Source organism: Bartonella sp. CL434QHHD (genome assembly GCF_042195145.1).
Taxonomy (GTDB): domain Bacteria; phylum Pseudomonadota; class Alphaproteobacteria; order Rhizobiales; family Rhizobiaceae; genus Bartonella.
Map to the genome: position 1 here is coordinate 83,577 of NZ_JBHINT010000025.1, position 24,344 is coordinate 107,920.

The 24,344-nt window shown below is 37.1% G+C and carries 16 protein-coding genes and 1 pseudogene; 12 read left to right on the forward strand and 5 right to left on the reverse strand.

From position 1 onward, the window contains the following. Nucleotides 1–44: 44 nt before the first annotated feature. The 8 genes and pseudogenes from ACFILN_RS04365 (at nt 45) to ACFILN_RS04400 (ending at nt 7,090) form a co-directional block, all read left to right on the forward strand. Nucleotides 45–593: an RBBP9/YdeN family alpha/beta hydrolase gene (locus ACFILN_RS04365; RefSeq protein ID WP_375631257.1), complete on the forward strand. Its 549-nt coding sequence runs from the start codon at nt 45–47 to the stop codon at nt 591–593. A gap of 173 nt (nt 594–766) precedes the next feature. Beyond that, nucleotides 767–1,531: a phosphoribosylaminoimidazolesuccinocarboxamide synthase gene (purC, locus tag ACFILN_RS04370; RefSeq protein WP_273791179.1), complete on the forward strand. Its 765-nt coding sequence runs from the start codon at nt 767–769 to the stop codon at nt 1,529–1,531. A 78-nt stretch (nt 1,532–1,609) separates the two neighbouring features. Next, complete coding sequence (gene purS, locus ACFILN_RS04375; RefSeq protein WP_273791180.1) at nt 1,610–1,849, forward strand: phosphoribosylformylglycinamidine synthase subunit PurS; 240 nt, start codon at nt 1,610–1,612, stop codon at nt 1,847–1,849. Between the two features lie 11 nt (nt 1,850–1,860). Then, entirely contained in the window at nt 1,861–2,532 is a 672-nt protein-coding gene (gene purQ, locus ACFILN_RS04380; RefSeq protein ID WP_273791181.1) for a phosphoribosylformylglycinamidine synthase subunit PurQ, read from the forward strand. 293 nt (nt 2,533–2,825) lie between these two features. Next, nucleotides 2,826–5,038, forward strand: a pseudogene (gene purL, locus ACFILN_RS04385) (phosphoribosylformylglycinamidine synthase subunit PurL). 59 nt (nt 5,039–5,097) lie between these two features. Then, a complete protein-coding gene (locus ACFILN_RS04390) occupies nt 5,098–5,331 on the forward strand; it encodes a BolA family transcriptional regulator (RefSeq protein WP_273791183.1) in 234 nt (77 codons plus the stop codon). Between the two features lie 98 nt (nt 5,332–5,429). Next, complete coding sequence (gene grxD, locus ACFILN_RS04395) at nt 5,430–5,762, forward strand: Grx4 family monothiol glutaredoxin (RefSeq protein WP_375606638.1); 333 nt, start codon at nt 5,430–5,432, stop codon at nt 5,760–5,762. Nucleotides 5,763–5,833: 71 nt separating this feature from the next. Next, nucleotides 5,834–7,090: a multidrug effflux MFS transporter gene (locus tag ACFILN_RS04400; RefSeq protein WP_273791185.1), complete on the forward strand. Its 1,257-nt coding sequence runs from the start codon at nt 5,834–5,836 to the stop codon at nt 7,088–7,090. Between the two features lie 477 nt (nt 7,091–7,567). Here the strand turns inward: ACFILN_RS04400 and parC are convergent, their stop codons facing one another. Together parC and aspS are read right to left on the reverse strand one after the other, a co-directional pair. Continuing rightward, complete coding sequence (gene parC, locus ACFILN_RS04405; protein ID WP_273791186.1) at nt 7,568–9,817, reverse strand: DNA topoisomerase IV subunit A; 2,250 nt, start codon at nt 9,815–9,817, stop codon at nt 7,568–7,570. A 771-nt stretch (nt 9,818–10,588) separates the two neighbouring features. Beyond that, nucleotides 10,589–12,382 carry an aspartate--tRNA ligase gene (gene aspS / locus ACFILN_RS04410; RefSeq protein WP_375670966.1) on the reverse strand — a complete coding sequence of 598 codons (1,794 nt, stop codon included), beginning with the start codon at nt 12,380–12,382 and terminating at the stop codon, nt 10,589–10,591. A 132-nt stretch (nt 12,383–12,514) separates the two neighbouring features. Between aspS and rnd the strand changes: the two genes are divergently transcribed. Both rnd and ACFILN_RS04420 read left to right on the forward strand, forming a co-directional pair. Then, a complete protein-coding gene (rnd, locus tag ACFILN_RS04415; protein ID WP_375631255.1) occupies nt 12,515–13,669 on the forward strand; it encodes a ribonuclease D in 1,155 nt (384 codons plus the stop codon). A 646-nt stretch (nt 13,670–14,315) separates the two neighbouring features. Continuing rightward, entirely contained in the window at nt 14,316–14,501 is a 186-nt protein-coding gene (locus ACFILN_RS04420) for a helix-turn-helix transcriptional regulator (protein ID WP_375643226.1), read from the forward strand. A gap of 271 nt (nt 14,502–14,772) precedes the next feature. Here the strand turns inward: ACFILN_RS04420 and ppx are convergent, their stop codons facing one another. Further along, the gene (ppx, locus tag ACFILN_RS04425) at nt 14,773–16,290 is read right to left on the reverse strand and encodes an exopolyphosphatase (RefSeq protein WP_273791189.1); all 1,518 of its coding nucleotides are present in this window, start codon (nt 16,288–16,290) and stop codon (nt 14,773–14,775) included. Between the two features lie 6 nt (nt 16,291–16,296). After that, nucleotides 16,297–18,477, reverse strand: coding sequence for an RNA degradosome polyphosphate kinase (locus ACFILN_RS04430; protein ID WP_273791190.1), 2,181 nt, complete (start codon nt 18,475–18,477; stop codon nt 16,297–16,299). Between the two features lie 326 nt (nt 18,478–18,803). Here ACFILN_RS04430 and ACFILN_RS04435 point away from each other — a divergent pair, with 326 nt between their 5' ends. Together ACFILN_RS04435 and ACFILN_RS04440 are read left to right on the forward strand one after the other, a co-directional pair. Then, a complete protein-coding gene (locus tag ACFILN_RS04435) occupies nt 18,804–19,052 on the forward strand; it encodes a zinc-finger domain-containing protein (RefSeq protein WP_273722745.1) in 249 nt (82 codons plus the stop codon). Between the two features lie 52 nt (nt 19,053–19,104). Beyond that, a complete protein-coding gene (locus ACFILN_RS04440) occupies nt 19,105–20,352 on the forward strand; it encodes an FAD-binding protein (protein ID WP_375670968.1) in 1,248 nt (415 codons plus the stop codon). A 193-nt stretch (nt 20,353–20,545) separates the two neighbouring features. On the opposite strand, the gene dnaE is transcribed toward ACFILN_RS04440, so the two are convergent. Then, nucleotides 20,546–24,013, reverse strand: coding sequence for a DNA polymerase III subunit alpha (dnaE, locus tag ACFILN_RS04445; RefSeq protein WP_375660594.1), 3,468 nt, complete (start codon nt 24,011–24,013; stop codon nt 20,546–20,548). Nucleotides 24,014–24,344 lie beyond the last annotated feature (331 nt).

The following is a 24,344-nucleotide window of genomic DNA, read 5'->3' on the forward strand; positions in this document are numbered from 1 at the left end:
TTCCACCTATGATCAAAAATCTGTTGTAACAAAGAAAACAATTCATGAGAGCAAATCAACTCGATATTCTTATTGTTCCTGGCTACAAAGGATCTGGTCCAGATCATTGGCAAACACGCTGGGAAAAAAAATTGTCTACAGCCCGCCGCATTGAACAACTCCATTGGTCAAAGCCTGTTTGTGAAGAGTGGGTTAACAAAGTTAAAACCGCCATCGCAAAAGCTCAAAGGCCTGTTATGCTTATTGCTCATTCATTAGGAGTTCCCAGTGTTATTCATGCAACTGTACAAAATACAGAAAAAATTTGTGGCGCATTCTTTGTTGCACCTCCAGATGTCGCCAATGAAAAAATACGTCCCAAACATTTAATGACATTTGGCCCCTATCATCGCCAAAAGCTTCCTTTTCCTTCTATTGTCATAGCCAGTCGCAACGATGAGTTTTGTCAATTTTCAGTAGCAGAAAAAATTGCCAATGATTGGGGATCACTCTTTGTTGATGCTGGGTATTCTGGCCATATTAACGCAGAATCCGGACACGGACCTTGGCCTGAAGGGCTTATGGTCCTCTCTCACTTTCTTGCAAAAATTTGATCCAAAAGAGGTGATCTTCTTTCTCATCGCTTATGTATCTTCACCTTTGGGTAAACGTGTAATGATAAAAATTATAAAAGTATCATAGCAATATCATTGAGAAATTCTATCAATTAGGATAGTATCATTTATCAATGTTATTAAAAACCTCTCAAGATAAATAGAGAATCATGATGAATCGTCGCCACCGTATTTATGAAGGCAAGGCTAAAATTTTATATGAAGGACCTGAACCAGGGACTTATATTCAATTTTTTAAAGATGATGCAACTGCCTTTAATGCAAAAAAACATGAAATTATCGACGGAAAGGGGGTTTTAAACAACCGAATTTCGGAACATATTTTTAGCCATCTTGGACGTTTGGGCATCCCAACACATTTTATCAAACGTATAAACATGCGCGAACAGCTTATTAAAGCGGTGGAAATCATTCCGTTGGAAGTTGTTGTTCGCAATGTTGCTGCTGGCTCTCTTGCTAAGCGTTTAGGACTGGAAGAAGGAACCCCGCTTCCGCAATCCATCATTGAATTCTACTATAAAAATGATTCTCTCGATGATCCTATGGTAACGGAAGAACATATCACAGCTTTTGGGTGGGCTGTCCCACAAGAGATAGAAGATATCATGCAACTTTCAATTCGTATTAATGATTTTCTTTCTGGGCTTTTTGCCGGTGTTAACATCCAATTAATTGATTTTAAAATGGAATTTGGTCGCCTGTGGGAAGATGAAACGATGCGCATTGTTCTTGCTGATGAAATCTCTCCTGATTCTGCACGACTATGGGATATGCACACACAAGAAAAAATGGATAAAGACCGTTTTCGTCGTGATATGGGTGGGCTTATTAATGCCTATCAAGAAGTTGCCAAACGTCTTGGTATTATGAATGAAAATGAACCAACACGACCAAGTGGTCCCGTTCTCGTAAAGTAAAAACAAGGTAAAAAAACATTACCTTATATAAATACCCCTCTTCAAAGGAGAGGTTCTTTTAAAAACAGGAAGCAAAAAATGAAAGCACGCATTACAGTTACTTTAAGAGAAAGCGTTCTTGATCCACAAGGAGAAGCAATTGTCGGTGCTTTAAAAAGTTTAGCTTTCGAAGGCATTCAATCCATTCGTCAAGGAAAGGTTTTTGATATTGTTCTTGATGAACTACCTTCTGAAACCGCAAAGAAAAAACTTGAACAAATGTGTGAAGAGTTACTCGCAAATACTGTCATTGAAAATTATACAATCGAACTTTTTTAAGTGAAACGCTCATGAAAACTGCCATCATTCAACTTCCTGGATTAAATCGTGATCGAGATATGGTTGCAGCATTACATCATATAACGGGAGTTGAGCCACTAAAAATTTGGCAAACAGAAACAACAATTCCAGATGTAGATGTTATTATTATTCCTGGTGGCTTTTCCTATGGCGACTACTTAAGGTGTGGTGCGATTGGAGCGCGAACTCCCGTCTTAAAAGCCATTCGTGAAAAAGCACAAGAAGGTACGACAATTATAGGTATCTGTAATGGATTTCAAATTTTGTTGGAAGCAGGATTATTACCCGGTACTTTAATGCGTAACGCTTCTTTAAAGTTTGTTTGTCGTGAAATCAAACTTGAAGTCGTCAACGCCAAGACAAAATTTTCTCGATATTATTCTAAAGGACAAATTATTCGTTGTCCTGTTGCCCATCATGACGGAAATTATTTTATTGATAGTGAAACATTGAAACAAATGGAAGACAATGAACAAATTGTTTTTCGCTATGCAGAAAATACAAACCCGAACGGCTCAATGAAAGATATTGCTGGTATTGTTAATAAAGCTGGTAATATTCTTGGTATGATGCCCCATCCTGAAAACTTTATTGAACCCGCCCATGGAGGTACTGACGGTCGTTTACTTTTTCAAAGTGCTTTAGAGTTAGTAAATGGATAATGCTGCAAAAATACTCGCGCTCCATAATTTAAAAAAACAGGGATTTATACCATTTCTCGCATCGTAAATCTATAAACAAAGCTCTTCACAAACAACAATGGATATTATTTTCTAAACACATAATTATTTAAGACCATTTTTGGTCTTAAATCCCACCAAATAAACGGACAAAATCTTCAGCTTACTGTCTATAAATATTTTTATTATTAAACAACATTATTGTTTATAATATAAGCTGCTAGGTTAAAAAAATAAAAATGCTAAATTTCGATTAATTTGACGGATAAATACTCATGAAGCCTTGCAATAACATCACTATTACACCAGAACTCATTGCACAACACGGGCTAAAAGAAGATGAATATCAACGTATCCTGACGTTAATCGGTAGAGAACCAACATTTACTGAACTAGGAATTTTTTCTGCAATGTGGAACGAACATTGTTCCTATAAATCATCTAAAAAATGGCTAAAAACTCTTCCGACAGAAGGAAAATGTGTCATCCAAGGACCTGGTGAAAATGCTGGTGTTGTCGATATTGGCGAAGGACAATGTGTTGTTTTCAAAATGGAAAGCCATAACCACCCTTCTTATATTGAACCTTATCAAGGTGCAGCGACAGGTGTTGGTGGTATTTTACGTGATGTCTTTACAATGGGAGCCCGTCCTGTTGCTGCTATGAATGCATTGCGATTTGGTGCTCCTGATCACCCACGAACACGCCATCTTGTTTCTGGTGTTGTTTCTGGAATAGGTGGTTACAGCAATTCTTTTGGCGTTCCAACGGTTGGTGGAGAAGTAAATTTTGATGAGCGTTATAATGGCAATATCCTTGTTAACGCTTTTGTCGCCGGTATTGCAAAGACAAACGCCCTTTTTTATTCTAAAGCGCAAGGTATTGGACTCCCTGTTGTTTATCTTGGTGCAAAAACAGGACGTGATGGTGTCGGTGGAGCAACAATGGCCTCTGCTGAATTTGATGATTCAATCAGTGAAAAACGCCCAACTGTTCAAGTAGGTGATCCTTTTACAGAAAAATGTCTCCTTGAAGCATGTTTAGAGCTCATGGAACTTAGAGCCGTGGTTGCTATTCAAGATATGGGAGCCGCAGGACTCACCTCTTCTGCCGTTGAAATGGGAGCAAAAGGAAATTTAGGGATACAGCTTAATCTCGATACAGTTCCTGTTCGAGAAGAAAACATGACAGCCTATGAAATGATGCTTTCTGAAAGTCAAGAGCGTATGCTCATGGTCCTTAAACCAGAACTAGAAAAGCAAGCAGAAGCAATTTTTCATAAGTGGGGGCTACATTTTTCTATCATTGGGAAAACAACCGATGATTTACGTTTTCGTGTATTTCATCAAGGGGAAGAAGTTGTCAATCTTCCCATCAAAGAGCTTGGTGATGAAGCGCCTGTTTATGATCGTCCTTGGAGTGAGCCGGCAAAAAAAACACCCTTGAAAGCAGAAGACGTCAAAAAAGTTGAAAATCTTGGTGATGCGCTTCTGACCTTATTGAATTCTGCTAATCAAAGTTCACGGCGATGGGTTTATGAACAATATGATACCCTTATCCAAGGAAATAGCCTTGTTTGTCCAGGAGGTGATGCAGGCGTTATCCGTGTAGGAAACAACAGCAAACGTGCTCTTGCTTTTTCTTCTGATGTAACACCTCGCTATTGTGAAGCAGACCCTTATGAAGGGGGGAAACAAGCTGTCGCAGAATGCTGGCGAAACATTAGTACGACAGGTGCAACACCACTGGCTGCTACAGATAATCTCAATTTTGGTAACCCTGAAAAACCTGAAATTATGGGACAGCTGGTTTTTGCTATTAAAGGTATAGGAGAAGCTTGTAGAATCCTCGATTTTCCTATCGTTTCAGGCAATGTTTCTCTTTACAATGAAACAAATGGGGAAGCCATTCTTCCAACCCCCACAATTGCTGGGGTAGGTCTTCTTAATGATTGGTCTAAAATGGTAACAATAAGTGGTATGCAAAATGGAGATATTCTTGTTTTAGTAGGAAATTGCGGCTCCCATTTAGGACAATCAATCTATGCACGTAACATTTTAAATATTGATGCAGGCGCCCCCCCCCCCCTGTAGATTTACAACTTGAAAAAAAGCATGGTCAATTTGTTCGAGATGTCATACATCGTGGTTTTATTCACGCCGCCCATGACCTTTCTGACGGAGGATTAGCGATAGCACTTGCTGAAATGGTGATTAAAGCAGGTAAAGGAATCAAAGTAAAATTAAGCAATAAATCACCCCATCATGCAGAACTTTTTGGAGAAGACCAAGGACGTTATCTTTTAGCCGTCAAACCTCACTCTCTTAATAGTCTTAAAGAGCGTGCACAAATCAATACAGTTTCTTTAACAGAGCTAGGTCAAGTCGAGGGTACTTCCCTTAATATAGATGGGATATTAACACTTTCAGTAGACAAACTCACAAAAGCCTATGAAAACTGGTTTCCACAATTTATGGGTGAAGAATAAAAATTGTTTTTTCTCTTAAACAGCCTTTATAAAAAAATGAACAACATAGGAGAATAATGATGGCAATGAGTGCCCATGCAATTGAAACGCTTATTCGTGAAGGCATTCCTGATGCTACTGTAACAATTCGTGATCTTGCTGGAGATGGGGAACATTATGCTGCAGAAGTTATTTCTGAAAGTTTTCGTGGTAAAACCCGTGTTCAACAACATAAAATGGTCTATGATGCCCTTAAAGGCAATATGGGAAATGACCTTCACGCCTTAATGTTGCAAACAAATGTCCCAAAATAATCTAAAATTTTTTCTTGCATTCACACATTTAATACGATTAAAAGCAGTATGGATATAAATTACACACTGATAAAAATCTGAAATATCGAGGGATAAAAATGACCACTGTTCATGATTTTATTGACAACGAAATTAAAACAAACGACGTCATTTTATTCATGAAAGGAACACCTGACGCTCCGCAATGCGGGTTTTCAGGACAAGTGGTTCAAATCCTTGATTATTTAGGATTGAATTATAAAGGGATTAATATCTTAACTTCTAACGAATTGCGTCAAGGGATTAAAGATTACTCAAATTGGCCAACAATTCCACAGCTTTATATCAAAGGTGAATTTATCGGAGGCTGTGATATTGTTAAAGAGATGTTTCAAAACAATGAGTTACAGGAACTTTTGAAAGAAAAAAATATTCCCTGTAATCAATCATAGGTATCTTTCATTTTATTCAGACTCTTAAAAAGAGCTGTTTTCAGACGAAATTTTTATTTCAAGGATGCCATATGTCATATTCAGTCGATGAACAAACGCATAGAGATGCGATTAGAAACAAAATTGGCTATAAAGAATTTGTTATTCTTATTGCTTCGCTTATGGCTATTAACGCTATAGCTGTTGATATTATGCTGCCAGCTATGCCCAATATTTTAGACGGCTTAAATGTTCTCAATGAAAATGATCAACATTATATCATTTCGAGTTATCTTATTAGCTATGGCATTGCTCAAATATTTTTCGGTCCAATAAGCGATAGGTATGGACGACGTAAACTTATTCTTCTCGGGCTTGCTTTCTATTCATTTACGGCGATTGGCTGTGCCTTTGTAACTGATTTTTCTCTCTTGCTTATTTTACGTATCTTGCAAGGTATTGGAGGGGCTGCTATGCGGGTTCTTACAGTTTCCGTCGTACGTGATCTTTACAGTGGTCGAAAAATGGCAGAAGTTATGTCTATTGTTATGATGGTTTTTCTTGTTGCACCAATGGTTGGTCCCGCAACAGGACAGATCATTTTACTGCTCGGACATTGGCAATATATTTTTATTTTCATGGCAATGATTGGTTTAGGACTGATGATTTGGATTCAACTGCGCTTGCCTGAAACTCTTTATACGCAACGCTCTCTTTCCTTTTTTTCAGTTAAACACAACTTATGGATTGTAATAACCAATCGCACAACACTTTGCTATACACTTGCAACTTCCATTATTTTAGGCTGTATCTTTACCGCCGTTAATACATCACAACAAACATATGAAGGGATCTATAATCTAGGACTTTGGTTCCCTATTGCTTTTGCAGTTGGTGCTGCATTTCAAGCTCTATCATCATTCTTTAACTCTCAACTCGTTGGACGCCTTGGAATGCGGCGTATTGCTCATACTATGCTTTTGCTCTTTTGTGCCGCTTCATGCATTTGGTTTATTGGGTCCATCTTAGCAGGTGGTGTTATCCCTTTTCCTTTTTATATGACGTTATATTGTATATTAATGTTTACCTGCGGTGGTATTATGGCCAATTTCAATACACTCGCTCTTGAACCTGTAGGAGAAATAGCTGGAACAGCTTCTTCTGTATCCGGCTTTCTTCAAACATCTATCGGTGCAGGACTTAGCTTTTTTATTGCCCAACAATTTGATGAAACAACCATCCCAAACTCAGCAGGATTTTTCTTTCTGAGTCTCACTGCCATACTTCTCGTCTTATGGGCTGAACGTGGTCATCTTTTTAGACAATATCATAGTAATCCTAACGAATAAATATTACTATGAAAGATTAATAACATCTCTCTTGAACAATAAGAAACAATAAGAAGATAAACCTATCAGACAAAATAAAACATCTCCAAATAGAACACTCTTGTGTTAACATTCACATTGTTTGTTTAAAGGTACAGCTCTCGAAATATCAAATCATTTCACGACAGCACCCATAAATGGTATAATGTAAAAAAACAAACATACCTATTGTTGCAACAACTCTTGTATGTGAAACGGTTTATTAAAAAATATTTTTATTCTTTTCTTCAATAGTTTTTATGAAGACGGGCTGGTCTCTCATCTCATGATAGGCAAACAAACAGTTTTGATTGATTTAACCTGAACAAGATCGAAATAAGAGAAAAACTTACGCTTTAGGTCTTTCTTTCAATATAAAAAATAATAAATTATCCTTATAAATTAATATCTTAAACAATCATAAAACTATAGGGAATTTTCCCCATTTATAAAATACATTTAATTAATAAATTTTCCTGATTTTGGAAATCCTTTTGGAACCAAACGCCCAACTCCCGCACGCGTTCCCATCCATTCAAAGAGATCGTCCGCCTGACGGTTAAAGATTCGTTCAGCTGTATCTTGCCAACTTAAGCCTTCTGATAAATTAAAAGTCTTGGCATCAACAACACCACCTTCTTTATAACGCTGTAAACGAACACCTTTACCGCGATTCATTTCTGGTATTTGTTCAATAGAAAAAATAAGCATTTTACGGTTTTCACCAACTACAGCCACATGATCACCATTTACCGGAACACAAAGCTTTACCTTATCAGGAGCTTTCACATTCATCACTTGCTTTCCTTTTCGTGTATTGGCGATCACTTCTGCAGAAGAAACAATAAAACCATTACCGTGAGATGAAACCAAGAGCAATTTTTCCTCGGCGCGATGCACAAAAGCTGTGAGAACATCGTGCTCATCATCCATATCAACTAAAAGACGAATAGGTTCACCATGTCCCCGCCCTCCAGGTAAACTATTTGCACCAATAGCAAAAAACTTTCCACCCGTACTGATCAGCACAATCTTGTCGGTTGTAAATGCCGGAAATGCTAACTTTAAACTGTCTCCTTCTTTAAAAGAAAGCGCTTTATAATCGGTCAAATGTCCCTTCAAAGCGCGCATCCACCCCTTTTCAGAAATAACAATAGTAATCGGTTCTTTTTCGATCATTGCTTGTTGAATATCATCAAGATCATGTCTTGGTGCCTCTTCAAACGTCGTACGTCTTTTCCCCAAGAGTGTTTCAGGACCAAAAGTGTTTCGAACTTTTTTGATTTCTTCTGAAATTATTTTCCACTGTTTTATAGGAGAAGCTAACAAATTCTGTAGTTTTTCTTTTTCAGCTTTCAAACTTTCAAATTCTTTACGAATTTCAAATTCCTCAAGTTTACGCAAAGAACGCAAGCGCATATTAAGAATAGCTTCAGCTTGATTTTCTGTTAATTCAAACCGATTAATCAGCTTCTTTTTCGGTTCATCCTCTTCACGAATAATCTGAATGACCTCATCGAGATTTAAATAGGCAATAAGATATCCATGAAGAATTTCCAATCGGCTATCAATTTGATCAAGCCGATAATGAGAGCGACGAATAAGCACTTCTTGACGATGTTCAAGCCATTGCTGCAAACTTTCTCGTAAAGAAAGAACATTGGGTATTTTTCCCAAAGACAAAACATTCAGATTGAGGGGAAATCTTACTTCAAAGTCAGTCAATTTAAAAAGAGACTCCATAAGGAGCTCCGGATCAACCGACCGATTTTTAGGAACCAGCACGATTCTGATATCTTCTGCTGATTCATCTTGGATATCCTCAAGCATTGGCAATCGGCGTGCAAGCAATAACTCTGCTGTTTTTTCAATAAGACGTGACTTTTGAATCTGATAGGGAATTTCAGTCACAACAATCACATAAGAACCACGGCTACCAGGTTCCTGATGCCAACGTGAACGCAAGCGAAAGAATCCACGCCCAACACGATAGGATTCCTCAATACTTTTTTTAGGTTCAACTAAAATTCCCCCCGTCGGAAAATCAGGACCAAGAACGAATTGATTTAATGCCTCATCATTTACATCGGGATGCGCAATCAAATGGAGTGCTGCATCACAAAGCTCAGCAACATTATGGGGTGGAATAGATGTTGCCATACCAACAGCAATACCAGAAGAACCATTTGCTAAAAGATTAGGGAAAGCTCCTGGTAAAACAACCGGCTCTTCATCTTCCTCATTATAGGTTAAACGAAAATCAATAGCATTCTCATTAATTCCTTCAAGTAACAATGCAGCCACTTCAGTCATACGTGCTTCCGTATAACGCATGGCAGCAGCATTATCACCATCAATATTACCAAAATTGCCTTGCCCATCAACCAACGGATAACGAACAGCAAAACTTTGAGCCAAGCGCACCAAGGCATCATAAATAGACGCATCCCCATGAGGATGAAATTTTCCCATGACATCACCAACAATCCGCGCACATTTCGCATAAGACTGTCCAGGATTTAGTTTGAGAAGACGCATCGCATGAACAATCCGCCGGTGGACCGGCTTCAATCCATCACGTACATCAGGCAATGCACGGTGTGTAATCGTAGAAAGTGCATAAGCCAAATAACGTTCCTGTAAAGCAGAGCGTAATTCTATTGGTTCAATATGTTCTTTATCAAAAGGTAAATTCATTTTATCAGACATAGTATTAAAACAACAATTCCCACAATAATAAGAAATTATCTTATAGGATTTATTTAGTGAAATCTTCTATGAGTCGACTTTTTTATTAAAAGTCAATTACATAAAAACAAACGCTGCAATTAGAACATGAACAGAAAATTATATCAATTTGAAAAATTTATACATGTCCGTCCCCCTTGTCCTAAGTAATTTATTGAAAGCTTTGTCAAATCCGACGATAATTAACTGCCCACAAAGAGCTATTTCATCCTTTCTGGAATGACAAAAGCACCTTTCAAACATCATCTTTTATTATAAAGATAAATTGTATAACAATCCCCTTCAGTTTTTCTATGAAAAACTAAAAAATATTCAAAACTTATGAAACTTAAACTTTTTAGAGTAAGTCCATAGAATGGAAAATCACATTATTTTCATAAAAACGAAGAGACACAATTCTCTGCTACAACGTTGTAAAAACTTCAATAAAAAATAAATAATATATTGACACATAAAGATAATTCATTTTTTTCAACTAAAATGAGACTCCCGAATATTATAGAGTTCTTTCATTCTAATTTATTCATGATCAAGCAATCATAATCATTTCCTCACCTATCACAAGTGGAAGAGCCACTATAGAAACAAGGAATAAAAATGCCTCGTAAAGAATCAACACAATAGCGTTTTTACCTATCTAAATTTCACAAACAGCCACACACACCAATGGCTCTTGAAAGGCATCAAAACTTCACTCTACGTAGAAAAGATGAAAACAATCCATTATCAACTTTATGAGCTATTTTTGTGAGTAGGAGCCATGCGGATTCCTAAATCACGTAATTGTGTAGGAGAAACATCAGACGGAGCACTCATCAAAAGATCAAGCGCCTGTTGATTCATAGGAAATAAAGCAACTTCACGCAAATTTTTAACACCTTGCAACAGCATAATGATGCGGTCAATTCCTGCAGCCATACCACCATGTGGTGGAGCCCCATAATGGAATGCACGATAAAGACCACCGAAACGATCTTTCACAACTTCCTTAGAAAGTCCTACAAGTTCAAAAACTTTAAGCATCATTTCTGGTAAGTGATTACGAATTCCACCTGATGCAATTTCATAACCATTGCAAACAAGATCATATTGAAAAGCTTTAATAGTAAGAGGATCTTGACAGGCAAGGGCATTTTCTCCCCCTTGAGGCATAGAAAAAGGATTATGTCCAAAATCAATCTTTTTTTCATCTTCATTCCATTCAAAAAATGGAAAATCAACAATCCACGCCAAAGAGAAACTATCTCTATCAAGAAGATCTAATTCTTCTCCTACCCTTGTGCGTGCGGCTCCGGCAAAAGATGAAAACTTTTTTGGATCGCCAGCTACAAAAAAACAGGCATCCCCACTTTCAAGCCCAAGCTGTATACGGATTGCTTCAGTCCTCTGTTCACCAATATTTTTGGCGATAGGCCCTGCTCCTTCAAATTTTCCTTCTTCTTCACGCCAAAAAATATAACCGAGCCCTGGTTGCCCCTCACCTTGTGCCCATACATTCATACGATCACAAAAAGCACGACTTCCACCCGTTTTAGCTGGAATAGCCCACACTTGAGCATTCTCATCATTCGCTAAAATTTGAGCAAAGACTTTGAAACCAGAATTATAAAAATGCTGAGAAACATCTTCCATAATGATCGGATTACGTAGATCAGGCTTATCAGAACCATATTTTTGCATTGCTTCATCATAGGAAATGCGAGGAAAGCTTTGTGTCACAGTCTTTCCATCTGCAAATTCTTCAAAAATAGAACGCATAATAGGTTCCATAGTTGCTAAAACATCTTCTTGCTCAACAAAACTCATCTCAACATCTAATTGATAAAATTCACCAGGAAGACGGTCGGCCCTTGGATCTTCATCTCTAAAACATGGAGCAATCTGAAAATAACGATCAAAACCTGACATCATCAACAATTGTTTATATTGCTGTGGCGCTTGCGGTAACGCATAAAATTTTCCCTGATGAACACGACTTGGAACCAAAAAATCACGCGCTCCTTCCGGCGATGAAGCTGTCAAAAGTGGCGTCGTAAATTCCGTAAAACCATTATTTTGCATAGCCCGTCTCATAGCCGCAATAATTTCAGTCCGACGCATGATATTTTTGTGCATAGTCTCCCGACGCAAATCAAGAAAACGATATTTTAATCGAATATCTTCTGGATAATCAGGCTCACCAAAAACCGGTAAAGGAAGCTCATCAGATTTCGAAAGAATTTCTACCTCTTGTGCAAAAATTTCAATCTCACCTGTTGGAAGCGTTGCATTAATAACCTCATCAGAACGTGCACACACCTCCCCATCCACACGAATAACCCATTCAGAACGCACTTTTTCAATAACTTTAAAAGCTGGTGAAGCAGGATCAGCAACAATTTGTGTGATTCCAAAATGATCACGTAAATCCACAAAAAGAATCCCTCCATGATCACGAACACGATGAACCCACCCCGAAAGACGAACTTGTGTTCCTACATCACATCTACGAAGAGCCGCACAATGATGACTGCGATAACGGTGCATGTTTTTTGCCTTTGATTATAATATTCACATGCGCTACAAACGCTTTTTAATAACCATTTGTCAAGATATGAGAATAAAAACTCAAAAATAAAGTCAATAAAGCACAAATTTAATTTATCGAATTATAATAAAATGATGAATCTTATTACACAAACAACAGATCTTGAAATTGCACTTAACGCTCTACGTACCTCTGATTTTGTAACAGTCGATACTGAGTTTATCCGCGAAACAACTTTTTGGCCTCAACTGTGTTTAATCCAGCTCGCATCACCAGATGTCACAGTTTTGATTGATCCCATAGCACCAGATATTGATTTACAACCTTTTTTTGACCTTATGATCGATAAAAAAGTTGTAAAAGTTTTTCATGCTGCGCGCCAAGATATTGAAACAATTTATCATCTTGGAGGTGTTATTCCTTCCCCTCTCTTTGATACGCAAATAGCAGGATCAATTTGTGGATTTGGTGATTCTATCTCCTATGATCAAATTGTACAACGCTGCACGGGGCATCATCTTGATAAATCCTCCCGCTTTACAGACTGGAGTTACCGCCCTTTGTCTGAAAAACAACTGCTCTATGCACTTGCCGATGTAACTTACTTAAGAGATGTTTACCTGTTATTGAAAAAAAGGTTAGAAAAAAATCAACGTGCTCACTGGATGGACGATGAAATAACAATCCTTTTAAATCCTAAAACCTATGATATGCCAGAAGATGAAGCATGGAAAAAAGTGAAAGGAAAAATTAAAAAGCCACGTGAACTTGCTGTATTACAAAAGATAGCAGCTTGGCGGGAACGTGAAGCACGAAAATACAATATGCCACGTCGTCATATCATAAAAGATGAATGTCTTATAGAAATAGCAACCCAACAACCAAAAGATGAATCTGCATTAAAGCGGTTGCGCAGTCTTAATAAGAACTGGGATAAACTCTCAATTTCTCAATCATTAATCAAAGCTGTCCACGAAGGATTAGAGGTGGATCTTTCTACTTTACCCCCCATTCCTAAACATAATCCACTCAATGATACGACGGCCGCTGTTATCGATCTACTTAAAGTGTTATTAAAAATTGTTGCAAATGAAAACAGCATTGCCCCTAAAATTATTGCAACATCTAATGATTTAGAAAAAATTGCCAATGGAGGAATAAAGAAAAATATTCCTGCTATGAATGGCTGGCGCTATGAAATATTTGGTCAAAAAGCCGAACAACTGCTAAAGGGCCAGATAGGATTTTACTTTAACGATGGAAAAGTAAGCACAAAACAGCTTTAATTTACATTTTTATTTTAAAAATCCATTATGATACATATAATCTACATCAATTGGTATGCCCTATAGGCCAACGCAAATAGGATAAATAAAACCTACTTCTGACAAAGTTAAAAACTTAAATAGTAAACTCTTATTAAAAATGACAGATAAATCTTTATTAGATCAATCAAATAGCAATCTTATTAAGAAAATCTAAAAAAACAGACAGCTCCTCATTTAAAAGTTTTAAAAAGAAAAAGCTCTGATAATAAAAGCGTATTCATTACAAAAATAGTAGCCTAGCAATCGGAACAAACAAAGATATAATGCCTCACGTCACCATATCGTATTAAAAAAACTACCGAGATTGCAATCTAACAATCAAAAACGATCCAGCATAACAACTAAAATACCTAACAAAGGCAATATATTTATTTATAAAGATAATCTAGCGTTATTTATATTAAATTAGCCCCCGAATATCGTAAGTTTCTCTCATTCCATCTCAATAAGACTCATAAAGTTTTACATAAGAAATTATATTATAAAGCGCTGTTTTTTTTATAGATTAAACACATTTCAAAGGATTCAAAAATCATGGTTAATAAATAGTTATGATTTATTTTTATTTTTTATAGTGGAAGGATTTTATAATGACTGAAATGATATTCTTTTGCCAGACCGTGAAAGTGCAAAACTGTTTCATATGAGTATTTCAACATTCCGCCGTCATGTAACCAATGGATCTCTTCCAAAACCTTTAAAGTTTTGTTTTTTATCGCGTTGGTTACAATCGAATCTTATCAAGATAATCGAGCAAGCTAAACAGAAACGTTATAACGACGCAGCATAAAAGAAAATCTTTTCACGTAAAAATGGACAAGGCTTTTCATTTTCACATGAAGCTTATGAAGTGAAAAATCCATCCTGTGACGCAAATAACAGAATAAAAAATTATGTTTTCTTTTATGAATGCTCAGGGCATTACAAATGCCTTGCATGGAGTCTGGCTTGGGCGTTATGGAACAAGTCCTATTGTCCAGCTCGTGATGATAGATTGCCTAGTTTATCCCTTGTCAATGGCCCTATTATAAGACATAAAACACGAATAAATTAGAAAAAAATCAAAAAATTTCAAAAGCGAGAGGTTGTTTTATTATTTTTGATAACTTCTGTAATCGTCCAAGAGGACGTTCTCCTAATAACCCAGCGTAATTCTTTGGGATCTGCAGGATAATATGATCTGCTTTTTTATGCCACAATAAATGAGGTAAAATTCCTGCAACAGAAGCACTAAAAAGATGAGCAATACGCATAGTTTCGCCAAGAATACGTGCTTTTTCAATTATATTTTGAGTTGCTAATTGAAAAATGGGAAGAGATTCTTTATCAACCAATAAACTCGTATTGCGAAAAAAAACAGCAAGCGCTGCATAAAGGCGCCCTTCATGAGAAATTCCTGGATAAGATCCTAAAGCTATTTGATTTGCTGCTTCATTGCCTCGATAATCTGGATGTATACGCCAACCAATATCTGCAAGAAGACAAGCGGCTTGACGATAACGGCATTCATTTTCAGTTTCTGAAATTCCAAAAACTTCAAAAGCATTCGTCGTAAAATCAATGAGTTCTTCTGCTTGTTTTGGTGAACGTGCCCGTAAAATAGCCATTTCTGTGCATGCTGCAATGAGAGGATCTGAAAGCCGAATCGCCTGCGGCAAACGTGAATAAAGAAAACCTTCACGAACGCCAGCACCAGAAAAGATTATCTTTTCAAACTCCATACACTGAATGAGTTCAATAAGAACTATTGCCCCATAAGATAAAAGTTTTCGACGATTCTGAGAAACCGCTGCAATCCCTCTCATATTATCAATATTGCCACGTGCTACAAGACGTAAAAAGTTCTCCATTTCAACGGCATCAACTTCATAGCCATGCATAACAGGGAGCCGATAGTGTTTCATTGCCATATGGAGTTTTGCCAAATTACGCCATGTCCCCCCTACTGCATAAAAATAACGTGCTATACCTTTACGAGTACGAACAACAGACGATTTATAAAATTGCTCATGTACAATTTTTGTAGCTACAGCACTATCATTATTTGACATATACTGTAGCCTTAAACCACCCAATGGAAGAGTTATCCCTTCACCAACATCAGAATGATCAATATCAATCAGCTCAAGACTTCCACCACCAAGATCCCCAGAAATACCTTTTGGTTGATAAAAAGTAGACACAACTCCATATGCTGAATACATAGCTTCTTCACTTCCTGAAAGAAGATATATTTTATTTTGCAAAATATCTTCAGCATGCTGAATAAATGCTACGCCATTCTGTGCATCTCGTGCTGCTGCTGTTGCTAAAGTATAGACCTCATCTGCCCCAATCTGTCGACAAAGCGTACGAAACCGTTTCAGTGTTTGCAACGCCATTTTCATCGATTTTTCTTCTAAAAATCCCGTTTTTGCCACACCATGACCGAGACCACAAAGAATCTTTTCATTAAACAAAACTGTTGGTGATCGAACAAGCCCCTCATAAATAACCAACCGAACAGAATTTGAGCCAATGTCAATAACAGCAACAGGCTTACACCCTTTTAACCGACCTTGAGCATCTCTATATGTCATTGGATTTCAGTCTTTATGTATTTCGGCTTGTTGCCGATGCAACGCAACCAAGCGCGAAACAGAAGACTCAAAAGACTCATTTTCCCCCGCAAAACTTGTATTGGCCATAAAATACTCCTGCGCATTAAATAGACTTTCACCTATCTGCGGTGTAATACGTTTTGATGTTCCATCCTTAAGTATATCAAAGCTTTGTTGATTATCAATGATATTAGCTAACATAATCTGTAAAAGAATTTTTTGACGGACTATTTTATTAAAAACTGGAACCAATATTTCAATACGATAGTCCAGATTACGAGGCATCATATCAGCAGAGCCTAAGTAAACGATTGCATTTTCATTAGGCAAATCTTGACCATTCCCAAAACAAAAAATGCGACTATGTTCAAGAAAACGCCCGACAATTGATTTTACACGAATATTATCCGAAATTCCTAGAATACCAGGACGTAAACAACATATCCCCCGCACAACCAAATCAATTTGCACCCCTGCTTGACTAGCACGATATAAAGCATCAATAATTTCAGGATCTACCAATGCATTAACTTTCATCCAAATAGCAGCAAACCTTCCCTGTTGTGCGTAAACAATTTCTTCCTCAATATGCTCTAAGATACGACCACGCAATGTTAAGGGTGAAAAAGCAATCTTCATTGTTTCATTTGGACGCTCATATTGCGCAATATAATTGAACAATAACGCAACATCATGAGCGATATCATCATCTGTGGAAAAAAAAGAAAGATCGGTATAAGTTTTAGCGTTAATGGGATGATAATTTCCTGTCCCAAGATGAACATAAGAGCAAAGACGTTTTCCCTCACGTCTCACAACCAATGACATCTTAGCATGCGTTTTTAATGCAATAAAACCAAAAATAACTTGAACCCCAGCACATTCAAGATCTCGGGCCCAACGAATATTTGCTTCCTCATCAAAACGTGCTTTAAGTTCTACCAAAGCAGTCACAGACTTTCCCTGTTCAGCTGCTTCAATCAAAGCGCCAACAATTGGACTATCATTTGATGTACGATAAAGTGTTTGTTTGATTTCCACAACATCAGGATCGCAAGCAGCTTGACGTAAAAATTGGACAACAACATCAAATGTCTCATAGGGGTGATGAATCACAATATCATTTTCACGAATAGCCGCAAAACAATCCCCTTTATGTTTACGAATACATTCTGGAACACGAGAAATATAAGGAATAAATTTGAGATCATCACGAGGAATAGAAACAATTTCTGATACCGTATTAAGCGCTAAAAATCCATCAAGAACATTAATACAATTATCAGGAACAGCGAGACTATTCGCTATAAATTGACGTAAACTCTCTGGCATTTTTGCGTCAAACTCAACTCGAATAACCTGCCCACGGCGCCGCCTTTTAAGAGCAATTTCAAAAAAGTGAACAAGATCCTCAGCTTCTTCTTCTACTTCAATATCGCTATCTCGGATTACTCTAAATGTACCAATTCCTTTAACCTCATAGTTAGGAAATACATGTTTAATAAAAAGGCAAATAACATCTTCAGATGCAATAAAACGAAAATGATTGCCTTCTTGAGGAAGAAGAATAAAACGCCTTAAAAGCATTGAAATAGACAACAACACTGTGTGTGAGTTCTGATCAGTTTCTCCAGACAATTGAAGCGCAATAGAAAGCCCTAAATTAGGAATAAATGGAAAAGGATGAGTAGAATCAACAGGCAAAGGTTTTAAAACAGGAAAAATTGTCTCAAGAAAATATTTTTCAAGCCATAATTTTTCAATTTCTGAAAGATCATCAGAACAAATAATTTCAATATCATTCTTTTTTAATTCATCACGTAAAACATTCAATTCTCGTAGTTGGTGAGCCTGCAGCTTTAAAATCTCAGCTAATACAATATCAAGTTGTTCCTGTGGAGTGTGCCCATCTGCACTGCACGCTGTAACGCGAGCACGAATTTGAGCTGCTAGTCCTGCAACACGAACCATAAAAAACTCATCAAGATTTGCAGCTGAAATAGAAAGAAATTGTAGACGCTCTAATAAAGGATGTTTCGAATTAGCCGCTTCCATCAAAACACGATTATTAAATTGTAGCCATGAAAACTCTCGATTAATAAACCGTACCGGATTTTTCATTGTTATATTCGATATAGAAATTTTATTTACCACCCTCTGTTCCATATATCCTAAATAATTTTCTTTTATATTTTCTAAAATCCTTGACAAAATATCTCACATAACATTTGATAATATGTTATCATCATAATAATATATCAATGCCTAACTTCCCTCATCATTTTTCCATTTAATATTTAAAAATACTTGGAATTATTGCTATGCGCAAAGCACTAAAAGCTAAGACAACTATTCTAATATAGCATAAAAGAAGAGAAATTTGTCTTAAAAAGCATCTTGCATTATTATACGCTTTATTACAAACTCACGCCTATAAAATAGAAGAGCCCAATCATAGCTGATGAGAAAATTTATTCTGGAGTTTGTATGCCATGGCTGATCACAATATTCCTCATTTCCAAAATGACCTTGGATATAAAACAATCGAAATTGGTGTGAAAGAATTTATGTGTGTAGGCGCTACACAACCATTCGATCATCCTCATATCTTTATCGACATGGGAACAGCAGATGAGAAAATTTGCCCTTACTGCTCAACCCTTTATCGTTATGTTCCCTCGCTATCATACGATCAAACAAACCCAACAGGATGCTTATATCATCCAGAAAAGCTATTATAATTGCGTTTTTTGGCTTTCTTAATAACCACTCTTTTAATTCTGCTTGTTTAATATGAAATCATTTGTGGAACAATCACCCATCATCGTTGGAGGAGGAATTGCTGGTTTAAGCACTGCTTTAGCACTCGCTCATAAAGGAATTGCAAGCACCATTATCGAAAAGTGTAAGCAACTTGAAACGATAGGCGCTGGTATTCAATTGACACCAAATGCAACATCTATTCTTGCTCGCTGGAAACTTCTTAACAAACTCACTGAAGTCGCGACAATCCCATATTTTCTTGAGTTAAAAGATGGATTATCTTTAAAAATACATCTACGGGCTCATCTTATTAATCTAACAGAAAAATATTGGAAAGCCCCTTATATGACGATTCACCGCGCGGCTTTACAAAAAATTTTATATAATGCAGTGATTGAAAATCCTTTGATCAAATACAAAGCAGGCGAAACAATTTTATCTTCTACCCAATCTGCGACCAACATTAAAATCACGACAATAAAAACAGATACGGCAACAGAACAGCTTCATTCAACGCCCCTCTTGATCGGATGTGATGGCGTTTGGTCAACATTACGGCAACAATCTCCTTTTCATGAAAAAGCAAATTTTAGTGGCTTTATTGCTTGGCGTGCAACAACAACATTTGATAATCTTCCTCAAAACTTTCGTTCTTCATTGCAAAATATGAAGACAATTACGGCTTGGATGGGACCAAAAAATCATCTTGTTGTCTACCCCATTCAATCATCAGAAAAAATTTTTAATTTTGTCGCCATTACGCATGGAGAAAATTCAAAAGAAGGATGGGCCCATAAAGGAAATAAAGAAAAACTCAAATCTCTTTTTAAAGATTGGAATTCAAAAATCTTACAAATTTTCGATCATATTGATGAATGGAGTTATTGGCCACTCTTTCAAATGAAACAAAATCGTTTTATCGGTTTAGAGAGACAAGTATTTGTTGGCGATTGCGCACATGCTACCTTACCTTTTGCAGCACAGGGTGCCGCTATGGCAATCGAAGATGCTGCCACATTAGCAAAAGCACTTTCATTGAAAGATTTTTCATTAACGAAAGCACTTTCGCTTTACGAAACAACACGCACACCCCGTATTGCAGCAGTAAAAAAACGCGGAGATTTCAATAGATTAGCCTATCATGCAACCGGTCCCATAGCAATTGCACGCAATCTCATGATGAAAATTCGTACACCAGAGAGCATTATGTCAGATCTCAATTGGCTTTACATGTATGATGCGATGAATTCTATAAAAAATAATGATAAAAACTTATAAAATCCTTCCGACACTTTGAATATTACGAAAGAACGAGATTTTTTTTAATTTTATGACACTAAAAAAATATCATAATTTACTCAAATAAAAGCAATATTTTTCGAAACCTACAATCCGATTTTAAAAGCTCAATTTTTAGCTCTCCTAAAAGCAAAAACACCACTCAAAATCAGCTCCCATCTTTAATCTTTCTTTAACTCAATTCTACATCAACAACACCCTGAATTAATTTCATAGCATTTGCGACATGTGAATTTACCTTATATCGCTTAGGAAGCGCAATTTCGACTTCTCGCAATCCATCCTCTTGAATTAAAATAAGCCCCACCTCTCCATTCCCCCCAAGATTTAAGTTTTGTTCAATTTGTGGAAGCATATCAACTGTTTTTATAAAGAGACGCATCATTTTATGCTGTTGTAATGATTCATTTTCCAAAGACTGAATTGTTTCAATTCGCAAACTAACTCCTTCAGAACGATTTTCTGCGCTCACCGTAATAATAAAAGATTTTCCGGGTTCTAGCATCTCTTCATAATCCGAGAGTGCCTCAGAAAAGAGAACTGCTTCATATTGTCCACTTGTATCAGAAAAATGAATAATTCCCATTTTTTTACCAGATTTTGTTTTGCGCACGTTTTTTGCCACAACAGTTCCAGCAAGCCGTGCAGCCGTTGCTCCCCCTTTAACGGCATTGGCAAAATTACCCCAAGTCTGAATGCGTTTTTTGTTTAGAATAGCTTGATACTCCTCCAAAGGATGCGCAGAAAAGTAAAAACCTATAGCTTGAAATTCTCGATAAAGTTTCTCAGCCGGCAACCAAGGGGTTGTTTGCGATAAAATCAATGGTTCTTTTAATCCGCCTGCCATTCCAAATATATCAACCTGCCCGCTAGAATTGTCATCGAGAATACGAAGTGCACGCGCATGAAGGGTTCCAAGATTGGCTAATAAAACCTCACGTGCAATGTTAAAACAATCAAAAGCACCAGCACAAACTAAACTTTCCATCGCACGCTTATTAACAATACGAGGATCAACACGCGCACAAAAATCTTCCAAATCCTTAAAAATCTTATTCCCACGACAAGAAACAATATGATCTACAACAGTTTCTCCCACACCTTTAATGGCAGCAAGAGAATAATAAATACAGTTATCACCAACCTCAAAAACACGATGAGATGTTTGTATAGAAGGTGCAATAACTTCAATACCCAACCTTAATGCTTCACGCCGAAAATCATTGAGCTTATCTGTATTCGTCATATCATATGTCATTGAAGCAGCTAAAAACTCAACGGGATAGTTTGCTTTCATATAAGCCGTTTGGTAAGAAACAATTGCATAAGCAGCAGCGTGCGATTTATTAAAACCATAATCGGCAAATTTTGCTAAAAGATCAAAGATAATATCAGCTTGATCTTTATCCACGCCACCTGCAACAGCTCCATTGACAAAACGCGTACGCTGTTTTTGCATTTCAGCATGAATTTTTTTCCCCATAGCACGACGTAATAAATCAGCTTCTCCAAGCGAATAACCAGCAAGAACCTGAGCAATCTGCATCACCTGTTCTTGATAAACAATCACACCTTGTGTTTCTTTGATCAGATGATCTATTTTAGGATGAATAGAAGCAATTTCCTCTTCCCCATGTTTGCGTGCATTATAGGTTGGAATATTCTCCATTGGACCTGGACGATAAAGTGCGACCAGCGCAATAATATCTTCAATACGGTCTGGCTTCATTCCAATCAACGCCTTGCGCATACCAGAACTTTCCACCTGAAACACACCAACCGTTTCACCACGTGCCATCATAGCGTAGGTTGCTTCATCATTCAGAGGAATATTTGATAAATCTATTTTAATCCCCTTTCTGGCAACAAAATCGACTGCCATTTTCAAAACAGTAAGCGTTTTTAATCCAAGAAAATCAAATTTTACCAGCCCCGCCTGTTCCACATATTTCATGTTAAATTGTGTAACAGGCATATCAGAACGAGGATCACGATACATCGGGACAAGCTCCCAAAGTGGACGATCTCCGATAACAATCCCAGCAGCATGAGTTGAAGCATGACGATAAAGTCCCTCCAACTGAAGTGCTATATCTAATGCGCGGCCAACAACGGGATCTTTTTTCTTTTCCTCTTCAAATTTAGGTTCATCCTTAATAGCATCAGCCAATTCTACCTGACTTCCTGGCGTGGCAGGAATTAATTTTGTAAGATAATCCACCTGACGATAAGGAACTTCTAAAACACGCCCCACATCACGCAAAACTGCACGCGCCTGTAACTTACCAAAGGTAATAATTTGAGCAACTTGATCACGTCCATATTTTTTTTGAACATATTGAATAACTTCTTCGCGCCGCTCTTGACAAAAGTCGATATCAAAATCTGGCATTGAAACACGATCTGGGTTGAGAAAACGTTCAAAGAGAAGAGAAAACCGTAAGGGATCAACATCAGTAATCGTCAATGCATAAGCAACAAGTGAACCAGCACCAGAACCCCGTCCTGGTCCAACGGGAATATCATGAACCTTTGCCCATTTTATGAAATCTGAAACGATAAGAAAATATCCAGAAAATTGCATACGCGTAATAACTGAAATTTCATAATCAAGCCGCTGTTCATAATCTGCAATCGTATACCCTTCAGCCAACCCTATTGTTTCAAGCCGCATCTTCAAACCAGCTTTAGCCTGATTTAACAACTCACTATCTTCTATTTCTAAAGTAGTTTCTGAATTAGCAGATTGTTCTATAAAACGAGGCAATATCGGTTTTCGAAGAGGCGTGGCAATATGACAACGCAATGCAATTTCAACACTATTTTCCAAAGCTTCTGGAAGATCAGAAAACAGTGTAACCATTTCATCTTGTGACTTCAAATAATGATCTGGCGTCACACGTTTGCGATCTGGATTAGAGACGATTTGTCCTTCTGAAACAGCCATCAGCGCATCATGGGCTTCATATCCTTCTCTCTTCAGAAAAAAAGCTTCATTTGTTGCAACAAGAGGAATTTCATGCGCATAAGCCAATTCAATAAGATCAGCTTCTACTCTCTGATCATAAGAGCCATGCCGTTGTAACTCCACATAAAGACGATCAGCAAAAGATTTTTTCAAATAAATTAAGCGCTCAACAGCATGTTCTTTTTTCTCTTCTGCCAAAGAAAGATTAATAGGTCCTCCCTTTCCTCCCGTTAAAGCGATTATTCCTTCACTGTGTTCTGACAACCAATCAGCTTTAATATGAGGAGGATCAGTATCACATTTATCAAGATAAGCACGGCTAACAAGACGAACCAAATGAGCATAACCGGTTTTGCTAGCAGCCAAAAGAACAATAGAGCAGAAATCAGAAGAATTACGCCATTTAGCCAAACGTGAATGATCATTTTCATCACGAAAGTCAACAGTAAGCTGACAACCAATAATAGGTTGGACCCCATGAGAAAGACAATGCTGTGAAAATTCCAAAGCACCAAATAAATTATTGGTATCGGTAATAGCAACCGCTGGTGCATGATCTGAAATCGCCTGTTGAATAATTTGGGGGATTTTTAAAGCCCCCTCGAGCAAGGAATAAGCTGAATGCACTCTCAAATGAATAAAGCGAGGAAGAGAATTTTTGTTCTCTTGCATTTTATTTTTTACCACTCTCACAATTTCCCACTACAAAATCAATGCTAAACAGCACCCCTTATAAAAGAAAAAACTTCTGTTTATCATAACTTTAAAGCTATAAATTCATCATCATACATAGGAGAAATATCCCAATTTTATTAATATTTATAAGAGAGTTCTATCAAGAAAATGCTTCTATTCACAGCAAATAAACACCTAAAATAAAAAGAAAAACAATATACCTCATCTAAGCACTTTAATTTTTGACCCTTTAATTGTATTTTTCTTCCTAAAGTTCAATGTGTAAATAAAGCAACCTCCTCTTTATGACGTTATCCCCAAAAAGCTC

Bases quoted from the DNA above. Each gene is read 5' to 3' on its own strand.
- parC (WP_273791186.1), bottom strand. From the start codon at position 9,817: ATGTCTGATAAAATGAATTTACCTTTTGATAAAGAACATATTGAACCA.
- ACFILN_RS04400 (WP_273791185.1), top strand. From the start codon at position 5,834: ATGTCATATTCAGTCGATGAACAAACGCATAGAGATGCGATTAGAAAC.
- rnd (WP_375631255.1), top strand. From the start codon at position 12,515: ATGATGAATCTTATTACACAAACAACAGATCTTGAAATTGCACTTAAC.
- ACFILN_RS04365 (WP_375631257.1), top strand. From the start codon at position 45: ATGAGAGCAAATCAACTCGATATTCTTATTGTTCCTGGCTACAAAGGA.
- ACFILN_RS04435 (WP_273722745.1), top strand. From the start codon at position 18,804: ATGGCTGATCACAATATTCCTCATTTCCAAAATGACCTTGGATATAAA.
- ACFILN_RS04390 (WP_273791183.1), top strand. From the start codon at position 5,098: ATGGCAATGAGTGCCCATGCAATTGAAACGCTTATTCGTGAAGGCATT.
- purS (WP_273791180.1), top strand. From the start codon at position 1,610: ATGAAAGCACGCATTACAGTTACTTTAAGAGAAAGCGTTCTTGATCCA.
- ppx (WP_273791189.1), bottom strand. From the start codon at position 16,290: ATGACATATAGAGATGCTCAAGGTCGGTTAAAAGGGTGTAAGCCTGTT.
- purC (WP_273791179.1), top strand. From the start codon at position 767: ATGAATCGTCGCCACCGTATTTATGAAGGCAAGGCTAAAATTTTATAT.
- ACFILN_RS04430 (WP_273791190.1), bottom strand. From the start codon at position 18,477: ATGGAACAGAGGGTGGTAAATAAAATTTCTATATCGAATATAACAATG.
- purQ (WP_273791181.1), top strand. From the start codon at position 1,861: ATGAAAACTGCCATCATTCAACTTCCTGGATTAAATCGTGATCGAGAT.
- ACFILN_RS04440 (WP_375670968.1), top strand. From the start codon at position 19,105: ATGAAATCATTTGTGGAACAATCACCCATCATCGTTGGAGGAGGAATT.
- grxD (WP_375606638.1), top strand. From the start codon at position 5,430: ATGACCACTGTTCATGATTTTATTGACAACGAAATTAAAACAAACGAC.
- dnaE (WP_375660594.1), bottom strand. From the start codon at position 24,013: ATGCAAGAGAACAAAAATTCTCTTCCTCGCTTTATTCATTTGAGAGTG.
- aspS (WP_375670966.1), bottom strand. From the start codon at position 12,382: ATGCACCGTTATCGCAGTCATCATTGTGCGGCTCTTCGTAGATGTGAT.